Source organism: Lachnoclostridium sp. (assembly GCF_031997925.1).
In the GTDB taxonomy this organism is placed as follows: Bacteria; Bacillota; Clostridia; order Lachnospirales; family Lachnospiraceae; genus Lachnoclostridium.
Genome location: NZ_DAMADT010000025.1, coordinates 21783 through 40312 on the forward strand (window position 1 = coordinate 21783; position 18530 = coordinate 40312).

The 18530-nt window shown below is 36.5% G+C and carries 10 protein-coding genes; 2 read left to right on the plus strand and 8 right to left on the minus strand.

The annotated features are described in order from the left end of the window. From RTP52_RS14820 to RTP52_RS14855, 8 genes are all read right to left on the minus strand, one after another. The coding region (locus RTP52_RS14820; RefSeq protein WP_312372212.1) for a carbohydrate ABC transporter permease at positions 1-714 on the minus strand (714 nt) is incomplete at its 3' end. Between the two features lie 12 nt (positions 715-726). Continuing rightward, positions 727-1608: a carbohydrate ABC transporter permease gene (locus tag RTP52_RS14825; RefSeq protein ID WP_312100056.1), complete on the minus strand. Its 882-nt coding sequence runs from the start codon at positions 1606-1608 to the stop codon at positions 727-729. A 135-nt stretch (positions 1609-1743) separates the two neighbouring features. Further along, entirely contained in the window at positions 1744-3099 is a 1356-nt protein-coding gene (locus RTP52_RS14830; RefSeq protein ID WP_312100054.1) for an ABC transporter substrate-binding protein, read from the minus strand. A 91-nt stretch (positions 3100-3190) separates the two neighbouring features. Then, positions 3191-4945: a sensor histidine kinase gene (locus tag RTP52_RS14835; protein ID WP_312100053.1), complete on the minus strand. Its 1755-nt coding sequence runs from the start codon at positions 4943-4945 to the stop codon at positions 3191-3193. 279 nt (positions 4946-5224) lie between these two features. Next, positions 5225-6649 (minus strand): phosphoglucomutase/phosphomannomutase family protein, encoded by a 1425-nt coding sequence (locus tag RTP52_RS14840; protein WP_312372249.1) that lies wholly within the window; start codon positions 6647-6649, stop codon positions 5225-5227. A 78-nt stretch (positions 6650-6727) separates the two neighbouring features. Then, the gene (locus RTP52_RS14845; RefSeq protein ID WP_312372214.1) at positions 6728-9139 is read right to left on the minus strand and encodes a GH36-type glycosyl hydrolase domain-containing protein; all 2412 of its coding nucleotides are present in this window, start codon (positions 9137-9139) and stop codon (positions 6728-6730) included. Between the two features lie 366 nt (positions 9140-9505). Continuing rightward, positions 9506-11173: a phosphoenolpyruvate carboxykinase (ATP) gene (locus RTP52_RS14850; protein ID WP_312372215.1), complete on the minus strand. Its 1668-nt coding sequence runs from the start codon at positions 11171-11173 to the stop codon at positions 9506-9508. Positions 11174-11730: 557 nt separating this feature from the next. After that, positions 11731-13494, minus strand: coding sequence for a DUF885 domain-containing protein (locus tag RTP52_RS14855; protein ID WP_312372216.1), 1764 nt, complete (start codon positions 13492-13494; stop codon positions 11731-11733). A 433-nt stretch (positions 13495-13927) separates the two neighbouring features. On the opposite strand from RTP52_RS14855, the gene RTP52_RS14860 reads away from it, so the two are divergent. Continuing rightward, on the plus strand, positions 13928-17374 hold the full coding sequence (locus tag RTP52_RS14860) for a DUF6240 domain-containing protein (RefSeq protein ID WP_312372217.1): 3447 nt from the start codon (positions 13928-13930) through the stop codon (positions 17372-17374). A 20-nt stretch (positions 17375-17394) separates the two neighbouring features. Further along, positions 17395-18530: flagellin N-terminal helical domain-containing protein (locus RTP52_RS14865; protein WP_312372218.1), on the plus strand; the 1136-nt coding region annotated here is incomplete at its 3' end.

An 18530-nucleotide genomic window follows, 5' to 3' on the forward strand; every position in this document is an offset into this window, starting at 1 on the left:
CCACTGTGTCTTGGTACGTAGGAAGAACATCTGAGTAAATAAATCATTATAGCTCCATAAAAAGGAGAAGATTGCAACCGTTGCAAAAGACGGCTTGGTTAACGGAACAATAACACGAAAGAAAATTTGAAAAATATTACATCCTTCCATATATGCGGCTTCTTCAAGCTCTATTGGAAGGCTTTTAATATACCCCATTAAGACGACAATAGCAAAGGATAAGTTACCCGCTATTTGCGGAAGAGCACAGGAGAGCAGGGATAGATATAGTTTATCGGTATTTACTATACCCCAGGAATGTTCCATACGAAATACAGGAATAATTGTCGAGTATACAGGAAACATCATACCTGCAATTACTAAACCATATAATAATTTCTTTAAACGAAACTCATATCTTACTAATACGTAAGAGGCTAATCCTGCAAATATTATAACAGTCACAGCTACAGTGGTGGAAATCACTAAACTATTTTTATAAGCATTGAGAATATTTACACGTCTGAATGCCAATTCGTAGTTACTTAGGGTAAAAACTTCTCCTATAGGTAGTGAAAAAGAATTTTTTAAGATGTATCTTCGGTCTTTAAAGGAATTTATTACGACCCATACAATTGGATAAATTGTAGTAACTGCCCAAAGACTTAATATTAAATAGATAATGGGTTGCCCTATGGATATTTTTCTTTTATTTTTTACTGTAATAGTTTTCATAGCAACCCTCCTTTAATATTCTTTTTCTTTGAAAATTGTGTTAACAAGTTTTGATAGAACAACGCCTAAGATAACAATCACAACTGCAATAGCAGAACTATAATCTACATTGTTTGCATTAAATACCTGATAGTACATATAGGTTCCGGTAAGCCAGGTATCTGACATTCCTTTAGGGAATAATGTCCAAGGAAGATCGAACACCTTTAAGGAACCAGTTACGGCAAGAACAACACAGGTACAAATTACATTACGAAGAAGTGGTAGGGAGATGTATTTTACCTGTTGGTAAGGTGTTGCACCATCAATTGCTGCAGCTTCGTATAACTCAGAGGAAATATTATTTAATCCAGTTACAAGGATGATAAAATAAAACCCGACGTATTGCCACATAACCGGAATAAACATAGTAAATAAAGCATAAGGTTTTCTTTTAAAATCGATTAAGTCTGTTGCACCAAAAAACTCGCGTAGTTGGTTGAGCATTCCCTTATCATAGAGAACAATAAGCCATATTAATAATCCAAGTGCAGTGGCCGATATTACAATAGGGAAGAAATAAACGACCCTGAAAAACTTCGCACCATGGGAGATACGGTCAGTAAGAATGGAAAGTAAAAGAGCAATACCTACCTGACCAAAGACTGTTACAAATAGCATAATCAGAGTATTTTTTAGAGCTATCTGCATATTTTCATCTTTTACTAGAGTAGTATAATTACTATACCATGGATCCTGCCAACCCTTTGCTGCAGAACCAAGCCCGCTAATTTCCTGAAAGCTGTTAATGATATTCTGTATAAAAGGATAATATAAGAATACGATAATAAAGGCGAATGCTGGTGCGAGGAAGAAAATTATCGGTTTTTTGTTTTTATAGATATGAGCTGTCATAGTTTCTCCTCTCTTAAAATAAGGCCAGAGAAAGTGCATTTCTCCGGCCTCAATTTTTTTTCTAATAAGTGGGTCTGTACAGACACCTCTTATTCATGACAAAGAAAAGTCTCGAATATTCTTTTATTTGTATGATTATTGAGCAGCTATTAAATCTAAAACGCTTTGTATTGCTTCTGAAATATCGGCTTTACCAGTTACTAAGTTAGGCATTCCATCAAAAACAGGAACTCTGCACTCTCTTGGAACCTGATCTTCTACAGCGCTTGCCATTCCAGTAGCGCCTTTTACATACTTAAGGCCATCTTTAGCAAGAGATGATAATGTAGATTCATCTACTGTAGGACCATTCTTTAATGCTGTAGCTGATACTTGTGCGAAATTAGAAACTAACTCATCACTTGTCATGAAAGTAATAAAATCAACAGCAGCAGCACGTTTATCTGGATCTTCCCAAGCTTTCTTTGAGATAAAATATCCACTAGATAATCCACCGATGATATCAGTAGTCTTTCTGTCGCCCTTTCCTGGAACATAAGTAACAGTAAAGTTATCAATATCGCTTGTTAAACCTTCGATTCCACCAACTTTCCAAGAACCATCGATTAAGAATGCTGCTTTATTATCAATAAATAACTGAACAGTTTCATCGTCAGTACCTGTTAAAGTATTTTCTGGGAAATAACCTTTTTCATAAAGCATCTTAATATCGTTAAGACCGTTAACCCATGCCTGTCCCTGAGTATCAGTTGTGTTTTTTGGAAGAACATTATGTGTTGATGGTGATAAGAAATTGTAAATAGAGAACTCAAACCAGTAGTGAGGTACAGTTGCTAAAGAAACAGCGATAGGAGCATAACCTGCATCTTTAATCTTCTGACAAGTCTCAAGGAACTGATCCCATGTAGTGTTAGCATCTGGAATCTGAACACCAGCAGCTTTACATACTTCTTTGTTTACAAACATACCTTCCCAGTAACCATTTACAGGAACGGAATAGTTCTTTCCATCAACAGGAGAAGCGCCTAGCATACCATCTTTCATATTCGATGCATAGTCAGGGTAAGATTGACGAATTTCATCGATAGAAACTACTTTGCCTGCTTGAACGAAGGCATTGGAATCCACACCGTTAAAGAAGAATAATACATCTGGTTCAGACCCTGTTTCGAAGTCTGTTAAAACTCTTGCTTTAAAAGTTTCATCAGAAGTTGATGAGGAATCATTTACTTTGTTTCCAGTTGTTTTTTCCCAATTAGCAACAGCGTCTTGGTAGTTTTGAGCATTGCCATCGTTTCCGGCATATGTAGTAGTAACATTTAATGTAACTTTCTTAGGTGCAGCAGTAGGAGCCGTTGTAGCAGTAGCTTTATTAGAGCTATTGTCGTTATTACTACTAGGGTTATTAGTAGCTGGATCCTCTTTTTTAGCGCAGGCAGCCATAGATACTACCATTGTAAGAGTTAACAGTAACGCAAGTAATTTTTTCATAAAATAACCTCCCGTGAAATTTTTAGATGCTTTTATCATCTGATACCATCATACCTTAAGAATGGGGAAAGGTTAATGTTTTGAATTGTTATTATTTGTCTGAGTTTGTTTTGTTTAATTTGACGATAATTGTACTTACCGTAGAACCGTCTTTGTCACTTTTGATGGATAATCCGCAATCACTCCCGTAAATAATCTTTAGACGTCGGTTCACATTACGAATACCAAGACTTGTGGAGCGCTCATTCTCTGCGTCGTAATCATCACTTAATAAGGCATCTATTCTCTCTTTGTCTCTCACTGTTAATTCTCCTTGATTTCTAACCTCGATAAATAATTTATCCTCCTCGGAAAAGATATGAAGAGTAACCACGCCTTGGTTTTGTGCGTTCATCCCATGCTCGACAGCATTTTCAATAATTGGCTGAATAATAAGCCTAGGTACTGGAACTTGTAATAAACTCTCATCAATTTCCTTGACAACTTGAAACCGTTCACCAAGCCTTGTAGAAATGATAAAGAAGTAAGCATCTGCATAGGAAAGTTCTTCTGCAAGCGGGATATGCTGTTGGTGTTTTCGATTCATTGTAGCGCCTAGAATGGTTGACAAGGCCTCAATCATACCACTTACTTTATAATTTTCCATAAGTCTTGCTTCCCAGTTTATGATTTCTAAGGTATTGTTTAAAAAGTGAGGATTTATCTGTGATTGCAATGCCATGATCCTTGCATCCTTTAGAGCTAGCTCTTCCAGATAAATTTGCTCAAACTGATACTTAAGTTTTAGGGACATTGAGTTAAATGCTTCGCTAAGGAAAGAAAATTCTTGACTACCTTCTATTATTTGAATTTGAGTTCCATAATCTCCGTCTTCAATTTTATGAGATGCTGATATTAGTTGGACTATCGGTTTTGTTATCTTTCGATGGAAGAATCGAAATACAATGAGCGCGAATGCAATCAGCAAAGGAATCGATAAAGTAACGATGTATCTTAATGCATCCATCTCATAGAGTATGACTTCACTGTCCAATTTTGCTACGAAAGTCAGTACATCTTGATTGTACTTTAGTGTTTTGTATACATAAGACCCTTTTTCATTTTTATAGTAGACGCTTTGATTGGTAATGTCATCATAACGGGTCAGATATTCATTTTCTTTGGAGCCCCATAGAAAACTTCCATTTTTATAGATGGTACCTGCTTCGTATCCCCAGATGGTACTAATGCTTTCAAAGACAGTCTCATTATTTAGTTCCATTGCAATAACTGCATATGGCTCAAAATTTGGTGTCATAAGATTTCTTACCATGTAAACACGATCATCAAATGGAAGGAACTTAACTTTAGTATCTAAATCTTTTGAGATTTCGATAACCTTGGCTAAAACATTACGTTTGAAATACTGGACGTTGGAATATGTAGATTTATATTTGTTGCTGTATGTATAATAAACATCGTTCGGGTTATCTGTAAATATTAGCATAGTACTTAGTAAGCGATCATCGAATTTATATTGTTGTGTTAAAAATAAGGTTACCTTTTCGTATAGCACTAGATAGTTATTATCAAGAAGATATTGATTATATCTTTCCCGAATGGTTGGAAGATAGGAAGCATTTTTCGATGCAATAATCGAATCTTGCATCCTTGAAAGGCAAATTTCTACCGCTTTTTCTGTGGAGTTTACAATCGTTTGCTCTGTCTGTTGATTTAAGTTATGATAAACAAATTCTATAACGATAATTGTTAGTAATGTAAACGGTAATACCCAACATAAGATTAGAGTACGCATCATACTCCATTTTAGAGAAACTTCATTGTTTGACTTAATATGTATTTTCATCATTACCCCCATCTGTTAACAAAAAAGACAATAAAAGCAGAAATCCCAAACATATAGAATTTCTGCTTTTTATTTATCATGGTACTTACAACTATTATACCATGATACTTAAATTATTTCGATTTATAATTTTATAATGTTTACTATGTTAAGTGGGCACTTAACAAAATCTCTCCGAGGGATGTGCACTCACCCTGCGGGCAAAGTGACTTCGCCTCCAAGTTGGAGGGTATCCTGTGCCCAAGAGAGAGGAGGACACAGGGGAACGAAGATAGTATATTAAGGCTCTGGTGTGAGTCCTAAGAAGTCTTCATAAAGAGAGATTATTTTACGAGCTGTTTTTATGGAGCTCATTTCACAAAAGATTCGAAGTAATGGTTCAGTTCCTGAGAATCTTGCTACAACCCAACCACCGTTCTTAAAATATACTTTACTTCCATCAAGATAAGAAACATGATCTATTTCTGTTGGGAAAATAGGAAGTTTTTTATCTTCCATTAATACTTTATAGATTTCATCCTTCTTATCTTGACTAAAATGATAGTTTGCTTCCTCCATCTCAATCGAACCAAATTCTTGTTCAATATCTCTATAGATTTCGGATAATCTTTTTCCGGTAATTGCAATCATTTCTACCAAAAGAGCAGCAGCATATACGCCATCTTTTCCTTTGATATGACCTCGGACAGTAAGACCGCCTGAGGACTCTCCCCCGATGATTGCATTTGTGGCATTCATTTTAGCAGAGATATGCTTAAAGCCAACAGGAACTTCATAGCATTCTTGACCAAATTTTTTCGCTACCTTATCAAGCATATGAGTAGTAGCGATATTTCTTACGACTGGACCTTCCCAGCCTCTGTACTTTACAAGATAATAATAAAGTAGTACAAGAATATCGTTTGGATGTAGAAAATGTCCAGTATCATCAATCACGCCGATACGGTCTGCATCACCATCTGTTGCAATACCGATATCACATTTACGATCAATGACAGCACGCTGTAAGGAGTGAAGAGTAGCAGCGGAAGGTGAAGGAAGCTTACCACCAAAAAGTGTATCATGTCGGTCATGAATCGTGTAAACTTCACAACGTGCAGTATGAAAAATTGTGGTTAGAGAAGTTTCACTAACACCATACATTGGGTCGATAACTATTTTTAAGCTTCTTTTTCGAATAGCATCCATATCCACAGTAGCAATAATATTATCAAGGTACTCATTCAAAGGATAGATTTCTTTAATAAGACCTTTTGAGATTGCCTCCTCATAGCTCATGTCGTTAACATCTTCCGCAGTTAAGTTGCTTATATAACTTTCCAAGTCTTGTGTTTGGAGTTCATCTGCATCTCTACCACCAGCAGAGAAAACCTTAATTCCGTTATAAATCGCAGGATTATGACTAGCGGTAATCATAAGTCCATATGGAAGATTATGTTTCATCACATAGAACATAATCAGCGGTGTAGGCGAAGACTTATTCACAAGAGAAGCGTGTATTCCTTCTTTTGCAAAGACAGTCGCTGCCCATTGCATAGCTTCTTTTGCCAGAAAGCGGCGGTCATAGCCTAATACAACTCCTATATCAGCAACACCTTCTGCTTTCATTTTATCGCAAAGACCTTTTGCGAGTAGCTGTATGTTTGACTTGGTGAAGTCATCTCCAATGATAGCACGCCAGCCCCCAGTACCAAATTTAATCATAATTATAACCATGCCTTTCCCTAGCCTGCAAACGATAGGCCGCAGGCACAATATTAGCAAAGTGAATTAAAATTCACTTTAAAAAACTTTGTTCTTTAACGCTCCCATCACAATACGAACATGGTGCGTGGTATTTGGCTCCTGAACCGGAAGTCTTTCTACCAATTTTCCATCAAGATAGATTTCTTTAACGCCCTTCATAACTCCATCTGGATTTTCGACAGCAATCTCATAGACTGCACCTCTCCATTCTCTGGTTACATGGAAGCTGTCCCATGAGCCTGGAATGCAAGGATTAATCTCTAAATAGTCAAATTGAGGCTTAATACCGAGCATATATCTAGTGGCACTAAAATATGCCCAACCGCCGGTACCAGTCATAAATGGGTGTCTTGCACGGCCGAAAGCAGTGTGATCCCTACCCATAATAAATTGGCAATAAGAATATGGTTCTGCTTCACGAATCTCGATTTTATCATTTTGATAATATGGGCAAAGAGCATTATAAAATTCCATTGCTCTGTCACCACGACCAAGTTCACACTCTGCTGCCCATGCCCATGGATTGGGGTGACTAAAAATTGCTCCATTTTCCTTTAAGCCAGGATAAACACGAGTTACAAAACCAATATCATCATCTGGCACTGTATAGGAAGGTGCATTTAGTAAAATTCCATATGGAGTATATAAATGCTGATATACACTATCCATAGCTTTGAGGCCTTTTTCATTGGTAGCAGCACCAGATAATACAGCCCAAGAGTTAGATTCTAAGTGAATCTTACCTTCTTTATCATTTATTGTACCAATTTTTTTACCGTTTTTCGTTATACCACGGATGAACCATTCCTGATCCCATAGTTCTTTGTTACATACTTCTTTGACATGATCAGCTAAAGCCGTGTATTTTTGTACATCCTCTTCACGATTTAAAAATTTCGCAAGAGAGATAAAATTATTAAGAGCCCAGTAGTGTAAGAAAGAAACCATTGCACTTTCTCCACCACCAAGGTTTAGACAGTCGTTCCAATCGGCGCGAAGTCCTTTGCAGATACCGGTTGCTCCAACTTGCTTTGAAGAAAAATCTAAGATTTTGGTTAGATGTTCATATACAGTCCCCTCACCACCATCTGCGTAAGTAATCACTTCGTCTGCTAATTCAAATTCTCCGGTCTCTTTTATGTATTCTACAACAGAGGATACGAGCCATAATGCATCATCAGAGCAAGCATCTTTGATACCATGAACGATGCTGTTTTTATCCGGAGATGGAACTACGGTTGGTGATTTGAAAGGTTTTTTATCTTCATCTTTCACAAACCATTCTGGTTGGAATAAATGAAGTCCATAACCAACGGACACAAGACCTTGCATTAACTCACGAATACGCTGTTTACATTTTTCTGGATTAGAATGAGGTATTGTCATGGAATCTTGTGCAGTATCTCGGTATCCAAGACCTGTTCTTCCACCAACTTCAATAAAGGAAGCAAAGCGAGAGAACATAACATTAATTTCAGCTTGGTATAAAGTCCATGTATTAATTAAAGTATTCATTCCCTCATTTGGAGTTTGAATCTGTAATTTACTTTGTTTTTCATTCCAGAAAGTCTTTAAGTCATGATAAACTTGATCGACTGCGGATAAATTACTATATTTTTCGCGAATACGCTTGCCGGCACTACGATTCCCTTCACCTAACATATAAACAATTCGTATTGTTTCGTTTGGCTGAATAACAAAATTATGTTGAAGAGAACCACAGTGATTATTTCCAAGTTCGGTACTACCACTTAATTCACCATTCATAACTCCGATTGGATTAGTTTCTGTATGATAAAGACCAAGGAATTTATCACGGAGACATTCATAACCATCTGGTGCTAAGGTTGAGGTAAAGTATTGATAACCAAATTCTTCATAGAATAAGTCATGCTCTATAATGCCATCTTCATAGGAAGAACCAGCACAGTAAAGGCTCATTTGGAAGTTCTGATTATCTATCATAATATGATGAAAAGAAAATTCACAATATGTAAATAGGCTAATATTTCTTGGTTTGGAATCGTTATTCGTAACTGTTACATCCCAAAGTTCCACATCTTCATCGATTGGTACAACAAGTGTTTGTGTCGCCTTTAATTTTTGATAATCACATTCGTAGACGGAGTAGGACATTCCATGACGGCAGGTATACTTAGCTTCATCTAATGGCTTACCTACTGGTTGCCATGAAACACTCCAGTAATCCTTCGTCTCATTGTCCCTAAGGTATACATAATGCCCTGGGCGATCCATTGGTACACTATTTCCGCGAAATCTTGTAACACGGTGGTATTCTGGTGATTTATAAAACATGTAGCCACCTGCGGTTTGATTTACAACCACACAAGTGTCTTTAACCCCTAGATAATTGGTCCATGAGGTTGGAAGGTCAACGCGGTCGATGACATACTCTTTTTTTTCTTGATCAAAATGTCCGTATTGCATACATGCCTCCTTTAAAGATTTAGATAACAAGTGCGTTTTTTGCACCGCTAATCTGATTATCGGAACAAATCCTGTTCCAACAAATAGGCAATAGAAGATTAAAACCGATTCTCGGATATAACTTTCTATTACCCTACTTGTATATTAGCACATTACAGGGATTAATCGATATTGTAATCTTGCTCTTTCTTGTATCGTTTTGTCGACTTCATAAGCGGGGAGAAATAGGGCAAAACAAGCCATATTTTACAATAAAAAAATACAACAAATAGCACGCTACCACAATAAGGATAGCGTGCCGTTGTTGTGCGCTAATCATCGCACAATCTTTGTATCTATAGTGGATGAAAAATAGAATAATAACCTTTAGTTTAACTCAGATACTACCTTCTTAAGAGCTAAAAGAGCATCTTCTGGAAGTTTATCATATCCGCCTTTCATGCTTTCTCTACTCTCAACAAATTTAACACGATCTAGCATTCTAGCTTTTAACTGATCAATATATTCTGGGTCATCTAGATTTGGAATAAATCCGTTCCACTCAAAGATTTCAATATCTTCAAAAGGCCCCCATTGTTTAAAATCAGCCTTACCTTCGACAACTGCTTCTATAACGCCAAGTGTATCTGCTGGTTTTACCTTTTTACCCATGAAGTCGCCAGTATTGATAATGTAACAATCTACGTTTCTTTCAGCTACTAACTTTTTGAATTTATCATAATCATTTGCTAAAGGATAAGTTCTAAATGGGTTTGCATATGGTTCCACTACTAATGCTTTAGGGTCAATACCTTCTGCTAATCTTTCTGCATTTGATCTTTTTGTTGCCAATGTTGCTCCCATAACAGAAGCAAGCGAAGCTCCTTTTAATTTTACTATTGGAGGGATAGTAGGATCTTTCATAATCCAGAAGATAGCATTTACGGGCTCTTCTATTTTATCAACACGGTTCGGTGACCATAATTTTGATTTAATGGCACGACCATTACCATTACGGATATCCTCCGTTACCAAAACTACCTTACCATCCTCATCAATGGTAGCGGAGCAGTTTTGAGCTGTTAATAGATATTTATTATCTTCGCAGTATGTAGGGTAGTCAGCAGTTTTATCAAAATAAGTTGGCTCCATCGCGATAGAGGATCCAGTCTCTGTATTGATAATAAATGCATCATCATGAAGTACGGTTATGTCATACTTACCATTATGTTTCGCATGCGTTATCGTAGATTTTCCTGATCCAGAAAGACCGAATACTGATGCTACATAAGATTTGCTATTCGGAAGGTTGTATCTTTTTTGACCACCATGGCAAGATGCATATCCATTTCGGTTAGCAACAGCCCATCCGATCGTGAGAGTTCCTTTTTTATGTTCTCCAAAGTATCTCATACCTAAGATTGCAGCACAGTTTTCAGCAGTGTTAAAATAGCATAAACACTTAGGATCATACTTAGGATTAGTGGTTCCGGTCCATTGCGGATTTGAGAAAATATAGATGTCCGGTTCGTTACCAATAGGTTTTGAATTTTTGTACATCCTTACATACTCATCTGACATGTATTGAAAGTTTAACATCCATGAGTACATAATGTTTTCTTCACCTTCTGGAATTAGCAGATGGGCTTTTACTATAAATTCAGGATCTAAGCCTATGTAAACTTCTGCATGGTACATGGTATCCCATCTTGTATCATAAATGGCATCCATAACGATTTTGTCTAATTCCGCACAATCAACATTTGGCTCACCAGCGATTCTTCTTGCAGCAGCATAACGTCCTGTAATAGAGCCGTCATTAAATAAGAGCACTTTTGAGTCTTTCTCTAGACCAAATTCTTCTCCTCTGTATACTGGCATATCAGTTACCACAGTACCAGGAGAATTTTTCGCAAGCTCGTAGGCTTCCTTTAGGGTGTTGACTTTCACAACATTGTTGCCATAAAAAGCGGCTTCAATAATTGAGCGAGTTTTTGTAAATCCTGGTTTTCCAACACCGATTTCGTCGCGCTTATAATACGCTTTTGTTGACATGATTGATTTCCTCCTATGAATTATGATATATCTAATATATTTGCTGCTCACCGGAAGCGAAAGAATGCTTCTACTGGCAGAAAATAAATTGATCAAACGAACAATATGGAAACCCTTAAAACGGGAACACTTGTGACGATATTATCAATTTCTACCAATTTAAGTATAAATTTATTGCATGTAAATGTCAATATTTATATCAAATATTTAACAAACTTATAAGATTAGACAAAATTAATGTAATAAATTCATAAAAACAGGCCTAAAGTTAGTATTTGCTATGTTAAAAAAGCAACAAATTTGAAAATATCAAAGAGATGATATCTGCTTATTACTGCATGATACGAGTTATAGTAAAAGCAAGAGAATTTTTTGACGCTACAATGAATGACGGAGCACAAAAAATTTCTTGCTTTCACGTTCTTATAATATAACCTTACAGAAGATGTCCCCCGCTTCTTAGCGAAGATGGTTCCGAGTATCCGCTTCGTGAAGCGGTACAATTTGCTTATTCTTTATAGAAATAATCTAGGGCTATAGTGGTGAGTAAAAAATTTTTATTTTTTTTCAGAATTAGATCCAGTTTTTTCTGTCAGCCAGTTTTTTAAATATTTTTCTATGATATCATATGGCGCTGGTCCAAAATCCAATAAGAAGGTATGAAAATCTTTTAGACGGAAATTCTCCTGCAATGTGGATTTTGCTAGACTTTTTAGCTCCATTATTTCAATATAGCCCACACAGTAAGGAAGATAAATGCCTGGCTCACCAAGAATGGAATTATAGATTCCCTCAGCATCTTCCGGAGAGGATACGTAATTACTCCAAAAATCTATAGTTTCCTCTTTCGTCCATCCTTCATAGTGTATACCGATATCTGTTAGAGAGTATAAGCAATGTACGGCTATCATATTTGCTTTTAGGAAGTCAGAAAGATTCTGACTTAGTCCAGCTATACCATAGGAATAGCATTCCACATAGGTAGCCCAGCCCTCATCGTAACCAGTTACATTAATAACACTACGTATTGGATGTTTATTAAGTTTTCTAAAATACACATTTTGATAGAGATGACCTGGATAACCTTCATGTGCTATCGTTGGGAACAACTTTGTCATATCAAAGTTTGGATTATCATTAATGTAGATACAATTTTCCGTATAAAAGTCAATCGGTGGTACTAAGTACATTGCTGGACTAAGATGATTTTCTAAGGAATCAGGAACATACTTTACGGTATAATTAACGCTATCCAAAACAGGAAAATCCTTAGTAATTTGAGCCGCGAGGTACTCCATTGTAGCATTCGGTTCTGTTTCTGGGAAGGTAATATTTATATATTGGTCATAAAGGGTTGGATCTTTGATACTTAGTGTGGTAATGGTAGATAAGCAACGGTTTAGTAAGGCTTTTAAGCTCCTTTTCATCTCTGGAATTGTTTTTGATGAACCAGTGGATGACTGAACTTTTAACTCATAATATTCTTTTCCGCCCTCGAAACCGCAAAGTCCGTTTTCATTTTTTGAACTACCTTTTAAAGAAATCAATGTATCAATTAAGCTATGATAGGCAGGAATCACGGAAGTTAAAATTGCAGCTTTATTCTTCTCTTCAAAATCACTTTTTTCCTTATCTGTTAAATCTGGAATGATTTCCATTCTTTCCTTAAATGATGTGATTAAGAAGTTATCTTCAGGGCTTTTAATAAAATCTTGACACTGAGCGATTATGTCATCCGCAATGTCATCCGTCATAAAATAACCTTTTTGGGATTTTTCTTTCTCAAATTCTTCAAGGGATGTAAAATAATCATCTACGCAATTCAGAAGTTTAATATATGTAGTAATGTCGTCTTTCGAGTAAAAGGCATATTCCGCAAAAAGAATTGGTAACTGCGCTTGCAGGCCAGTCGTTGGACCAAGCTGTTCTACAAGATATGGGTAAGTACCTATAGCAAGATTTTTGGAAAATACGTCATTTAGAATCTCATAAGTAATCTGATCTTCTTTCGTCAGCCAATCGTAATTAAACTCTTGTAATTTGTTTCTGTTGTTTTCTGCATCGATTATATCCTTCTTCATCTGATCTATGGAAAACGTACCCAGCGTCGGTTTGATATTTTTTATACCGTAGTTTTCAGGGTTTGCCAAAGTGTAATGAAGTGATAGGGAGTCACTTGTAACCTGATCTTTAAATAACTTATCAAGAAAAGTATGATAACTTTTCTGTATGTCTTCCTGCGTTTTTTCCTTACATCCAACCAGACTTATGACTAGAATAAGGCTTAGAAATAAGGCAAATAATCTGTTTAATTTTTTCATAAAGCTCCTCCATTCTGTCGCAATCCCTCGAATTTGGGCGACAGCACAATTTCGTATATCCTACAAATTCATTACTAAGTTTAAGATTAGTGGAAGTTTTTTTACATTATCTATTACAATTTCATACCATTTATGGAGGTGTAGTGAAACGGTAAAATTTTTTATCTTATTCCTAAGGCTTAGCACGAAGCAGAACGTATAGTTTAATGTATGTAAAATAGTTTGGTTACATAACCAGTTCTAGGAATTTTGAGCGAACCAGTTAAGTTTTTATAAAAATATCCGAAATACATGATAGTAATGAAGGCATATTAACGTATTTCGTTATAACGAAGTAAAGTGAGAGTGTATTGAAAGATAATGTCTTTCAACTGAAAGAAATCACTTTCAACTACTGATTTTGATTCCGCTAAAGCGGGCAAGGGGAATAATCATGAATATGAATGGGATTTATGCAACTGGAAATCAACAAAAAAATCAAATAGAAGCGATTTCCAAAGAAGGTGCAAATCAGCCGACTTATGAAGTAGGTCAGATATTAGAAGGCATAGTCTTAGATGTTTCAGATCAGATTTTCATCAACTTTAGTGGACGAGAATGCAAGTTCTCGAAAGAAACAGTCCCAAATGCCAAGGAAGGCGAGATTAGGAAATTTAAGATAACGGATGTATCGAAGAATGGTATTGTGCTAAAGGAAGTTGGAAGTGCAGAGAAACAGGAGAACAAAAAAGAGGTAACTCTATTGTTTACTCAGGTTGATGCAGGAAAAGGAACGGTTTCTACACAGATGAGTGGAGAAACTTCGGTTAAAGATGAGGAGCAGGATCTTAAGCAGACTGCTACTTGTATGACCGAGGAAGATTATCACGAATTATCAGAAGAAGGATTTTCAATCGAGGATTTTGAACAAGAGCGTCTCGCACGAGCCTTAGAACGAATTAAAACACAGAAGGTAATAAGGGGAGAATCATTAGATGCTCAGAAAGAAATCATGAAAAGAACCAGGGAGATGGCTGAAAAGATTGCAAGAGCATGTATCCCTGATGAGGGTATGGCAAAGCAGATTGTTGACCGTTTATTAAATGCAGATTTGCCTGTAACAGTAGAGAATGTGGAACAGATTGTCAATGCAATGAAGATTGCATCTTCATTAAAGATTGCATCTTCATTAAAGATTGCATCTTCATCGAAGATTGCACCTTCAGGGAGTGGTCTAAGTGAAAACACGATGGCTTACCTGATACAACATAACCTTAAGCCAACCATTGAAAGTATCTATAAAGCAGAGCATAGCGGGAATATAGCACGGAAACAAGAAAATGAGGAAGCCTTTCGTGAGCTAGAAGGTGCAGTTAAACAGATTCTAAAAGAAGGAAATATTCCAGTAGAGGAAGAGTCTTTACAAGAAGCAAAGTGGCTATTTGAACGTAATTTACCAGTCACAAGTGATAATATACGATACAAAATGAATTTATCCTCGATTAAGCCAGAAGATCAAGAAAACATGGTACTTACCGGTGCAGTAAATGCATTAAAAGATGGTAAAGATCCAAGGCAAGGTGTACTCCTATCTACAGAGGAGGATAAGTTTAAGGATTTTATTGAAACTATCCATCAAATCTCAGAAGAAACGATAGATAAGGCTACCGCCTACTTAAGGATTGAGAAAGGTAGTAATCAAAGCCTTGAAAAACTAAGTCTAAAGTTTCTTATGCAGGTACAAAATGGTGAGATAAAAAGTGATATTGAAGGAATAAACAACTTAAAGGTGAATGCTGATACAGGCGATATAGCCTCCATCACTGCGAAACGTCAGTTAGAGGAAATACGACTAAAGCTTACAGTAGAAGCTTCCTTAAAGCTATCTGCGAAAGGTATTTCTCTAGAAACAGAGAGTATAGCAAAAGTTGTTGAGGGATTAAAACAACTGGAAGAGGAATATTATGAAAAACTCGGACAAGAAGTTGGTATAGATGCTAGGTCCCAAATAGATTTGTTAAAGCAGACAGTATCAACAGTGGATACATTAAAGCAGTCGTCTGCAACCGTTCTTAGTTCCACCTTTACAATCAGACAACAGGTGTCGCTTAGTCGGTTATATGACACTAGTACGTTAGAGAGTGATCAGTTAAAAAATGCAAAGGAAGCCTATGAACATTTAATGACTTCACCACGCGCAGATATGGGGGATTCCATTAAAAAAGCATTTGGATCTGTAGATTCTCTTTTAAAAGAGATACAACTTGATACTACAACTGCGAATCAGAGAGCTGTTCGTATTCTAGGATATAACAACATAGAAATTACACAGGATAACGTCTTAGCTATGAAGGCATATGATGCTAAAGTGTCAGAAGTAATAGAAGGCTTAAAACCATCTGTTACAGCCTCCTTAATTAAAGATGGGGTTAACCCTCTAACTATGAACCTTGATGAGTTATCTAGCACATTAAAGGAACATTTAAAAGACAATGGAACAGACAGTACCGATGGGTTTGCAAAGTTTTTAGTAGAACTTGAGGCAAATGGAGAAATTAGCCCGCCAGAGCGTGAATCATACATTGGAATCTATCGTCTACTTCATCAGATACAGAAGTCCGATGGCGCTGCAATTGGTGCAATTGTTAAGGCGGGAGGGGAGTTGAACCTTAAAAATTTATTAACAGCAGTTCGTTCCTCAAAGCATGGTTCGATGGATGAACGGATTGATGATGATTTTGGAAAGCTAACAAAAGGGGCAGGGTATAGTAATTCGATAACCGCACAGATTGATGCTGCTTTCTATGGAGAAAAGTTGGTTCGGGAAATTCAAAAAGAGATTACTCCAAGTGCACTAAAGGAAGTAATGTCCATGTCGAATACATCTGTCTATGATAGTACCTTAGAGGAACTATCAGAAAAACTATCGAAAGTGAATGGGCAGGACTCTCAAAATAAGACACAGAATAGTCTAGAGTCTGAGAAATTTATGGAGGAATCCCTTAACAAGAAGGATCTACTTCACAAGGCCGACTTGTATGAGAGTGACCGATTAGAACAAATACGAGAAATATCCAACAACAGCAGTGATGAGTTACGTTTCCTAAAAGATTATGGGTTGTCAAATAGTATTCATAATATTGCTGCTACAAAAGAACTTTTAAGCCAGAATGATAGTATTTACAAAAATGCATCTAGGCTACTTCAAAAGAAAAGCATAGAAGAGTTAAAGAAATATCCTATTGATTGCATTGATAACAAAGAGAAACTTATTTCTTCGTTAGAGGAGTTTTACCATTCTCTTTCGGTAGCTTCCGATGAGGTTCTTTTAGAACCAGATGTTACTGCAAATCAGGTATTAGAGATAAAGCAGTTAAAATCTATGATTCGGTTAAATCAAGGCTTAAATAAAAAAGAACATTATAATATTCCATTAATAACAGAAGATTCTATTACCAATATTAATTTAACGGTAATCCATGGGACAACGAATGAGGGAAAGGTGTACATATCTTATCCGTCAAATACGTTTGGAACGGTACAAGCGGAGCTATATGCAAGCGATGAAACTGCGAAATGCTTTATCACAGTAGAGGATAAAGCTGCTTTAGAAAACTTGAAAGAGAATCAGGAAATCTTGCTTGAAGCATTAAAAAATCAGGACATTTCGATTGCTTCGATAAACATTGGAATAAAGTCAAAAACCGCGCAGGGTTATCTTTATAAGAGCGGGAAGTTTTATAGGGAAGCACAGTTAGAATCTGCCTCGGAAAAGGTTAAGGATAATTCATTAACACCGGATGCAACAGAAAACAGATATGATACCGAAACGTTATATCTTGCAGCAAAAACAATCATACAGAGTTTTCAGAAACTAGAAGTTTCGAAAGAGAAGGAATAAGAAAGGATGCAGGTAAAGAGATGAGAATAAATCATAATATTTCAGCACTTCGCGGTAATAATCAATTAAAAATTAATAATAATGCATTAGATAAGAGTTTAGAGAGATTAAGTAGCGGATACCGAATTAATCGTGCTGCCGATGATGCAGCAGGACTTGCTATCTCAAGAAAAATGAAAACACAGATTGAAGGGTTAGAGCAATCTTCAAGAAATGCTTCTGACGGTGTGTCAGTTATTCAGACAGCAGAGGGTGCATTAAATGAGGTTAATGCAATGTTACAGCGAATGAGAGAACTTTCAGTGCAAGCTGCAAATGGTACCAACACTGCAGAAGATCGCTTGGCAATTCAAAAAGAAATTAACCAGTTAAACAACGAAATTACTCGTATTTCAACAGACACTGAGTTTAATACAAAACCTTTACTAAATGGAAATTTAGATTGCCAGAGCTATTCCAATACCTCTGATGTGGAAATGATTTCTCTATCCGATAACGTAGATGCAAAAGACTATAATTTTATTATAAATCAAGATGCAAGACAAGCTGTTATGACAGGAATGCAATTAGGTGGACTTTCTGATCAAATTGCTGATGATGAGGCAGGTATTATTAATATTAATGGTACAGAAATAAAAATTAACGCTGGTGATACCATGGAGCAGGTATTTGAAAAGCTTCGTGAAGCCTGTGATACAATGAATATTAAGGTATTTGCTCAAATTGGTACATCAGGGGACCCAGACTTTGCTGGTTATGAGAGTGGACCGATTGACAATGGATCACTTGTATTTATGACAAAAGAATATGGTTCCAATCAGACGATTGAGATGCATTGTGATAACGATAAACTTAGTGGCCTATTTGGTATTAGCAGTGGTGGTGCTAAAGCTGTTGGTGTAGATGCAAAAGCGACGTTAGGAAATGGTTTTTCGTCCACTGCTACAGCTTCTTGTAGTGGTAACATTATTACGGTAACAGACGGTGACGGCTTTGAAATCAAATTTAAGGCTACTCCTGGAGCTGCTAAAACTACATTTACTGATCAAACGGTAAATAATGATGGGGCAAGTATAACAGATGGTGCTGGTTCTGATAATGTATGTATTACTGTTTTACAGGCTGGACCTATGGATCTTCAGATTGGTGCTAATGA

Excerpts from the sequence above, each read along its gene's own strand:
- RTP52_RS14825 (WP_312100056.1), bottom strand. The coding sequence starts at position 1,608 with ATGACAGCTCATATCTATAAAAACAAAAAACCGATAATTTTCTTCCTC.
- RTP52_RS14830 (WP_312100054.1), bottom strand. The coding sequence starts at position 3,099 with ATGAAAAAATTACTTGCGTTACTGTTAACTCTTACAATGGTAGTATCT.
- RTP52_RS14835 (WP_312100053.1), bottom strand. The coding sequence starts at position 4,945 with ATGAAAATACATATTAAGTCAAACAATGAAGTTTCTCTAAAATGGAGT.
- RTP52_RS14840 (WP_312372249.1), bottom strand. The coding sequence starts at position 6,649 with ATGATTAAATTTGGTACTGGGGGCTGGCGTGCTATCATTGGAGATGAC.
- RTP52_RS14845 (WP_312372214.1), bottom strand. The coding sequence starts at position 9,139 with ATGCAATACGGACATTTTGATCAAGAAAAAAAAGAGTATGTCATCGAC.
- RTP52_RS14850 (WP_312372215.1), bottom strand. The coding sequence starts at position 11,173 with ATGTCAACAAAAGCGTATTATAAGCGCGACGAAATCGGTGTTGGAAAA.
- RTP52_RS14855 (WP_312372216.1), bottom strand. The coding sequence starts at position 13,494 with ATGAAAAAATTAAACAGATTATTTGCCTTATTTCTAAGCCTTATTCTA.
- RTP52_RS14860 (WP_312372217.1), top strand. The coding sequence starts at position 13,928 with ATGAATATGAATGGGATTTATGCAACTGGAAATCAACAAAAAAATCAA.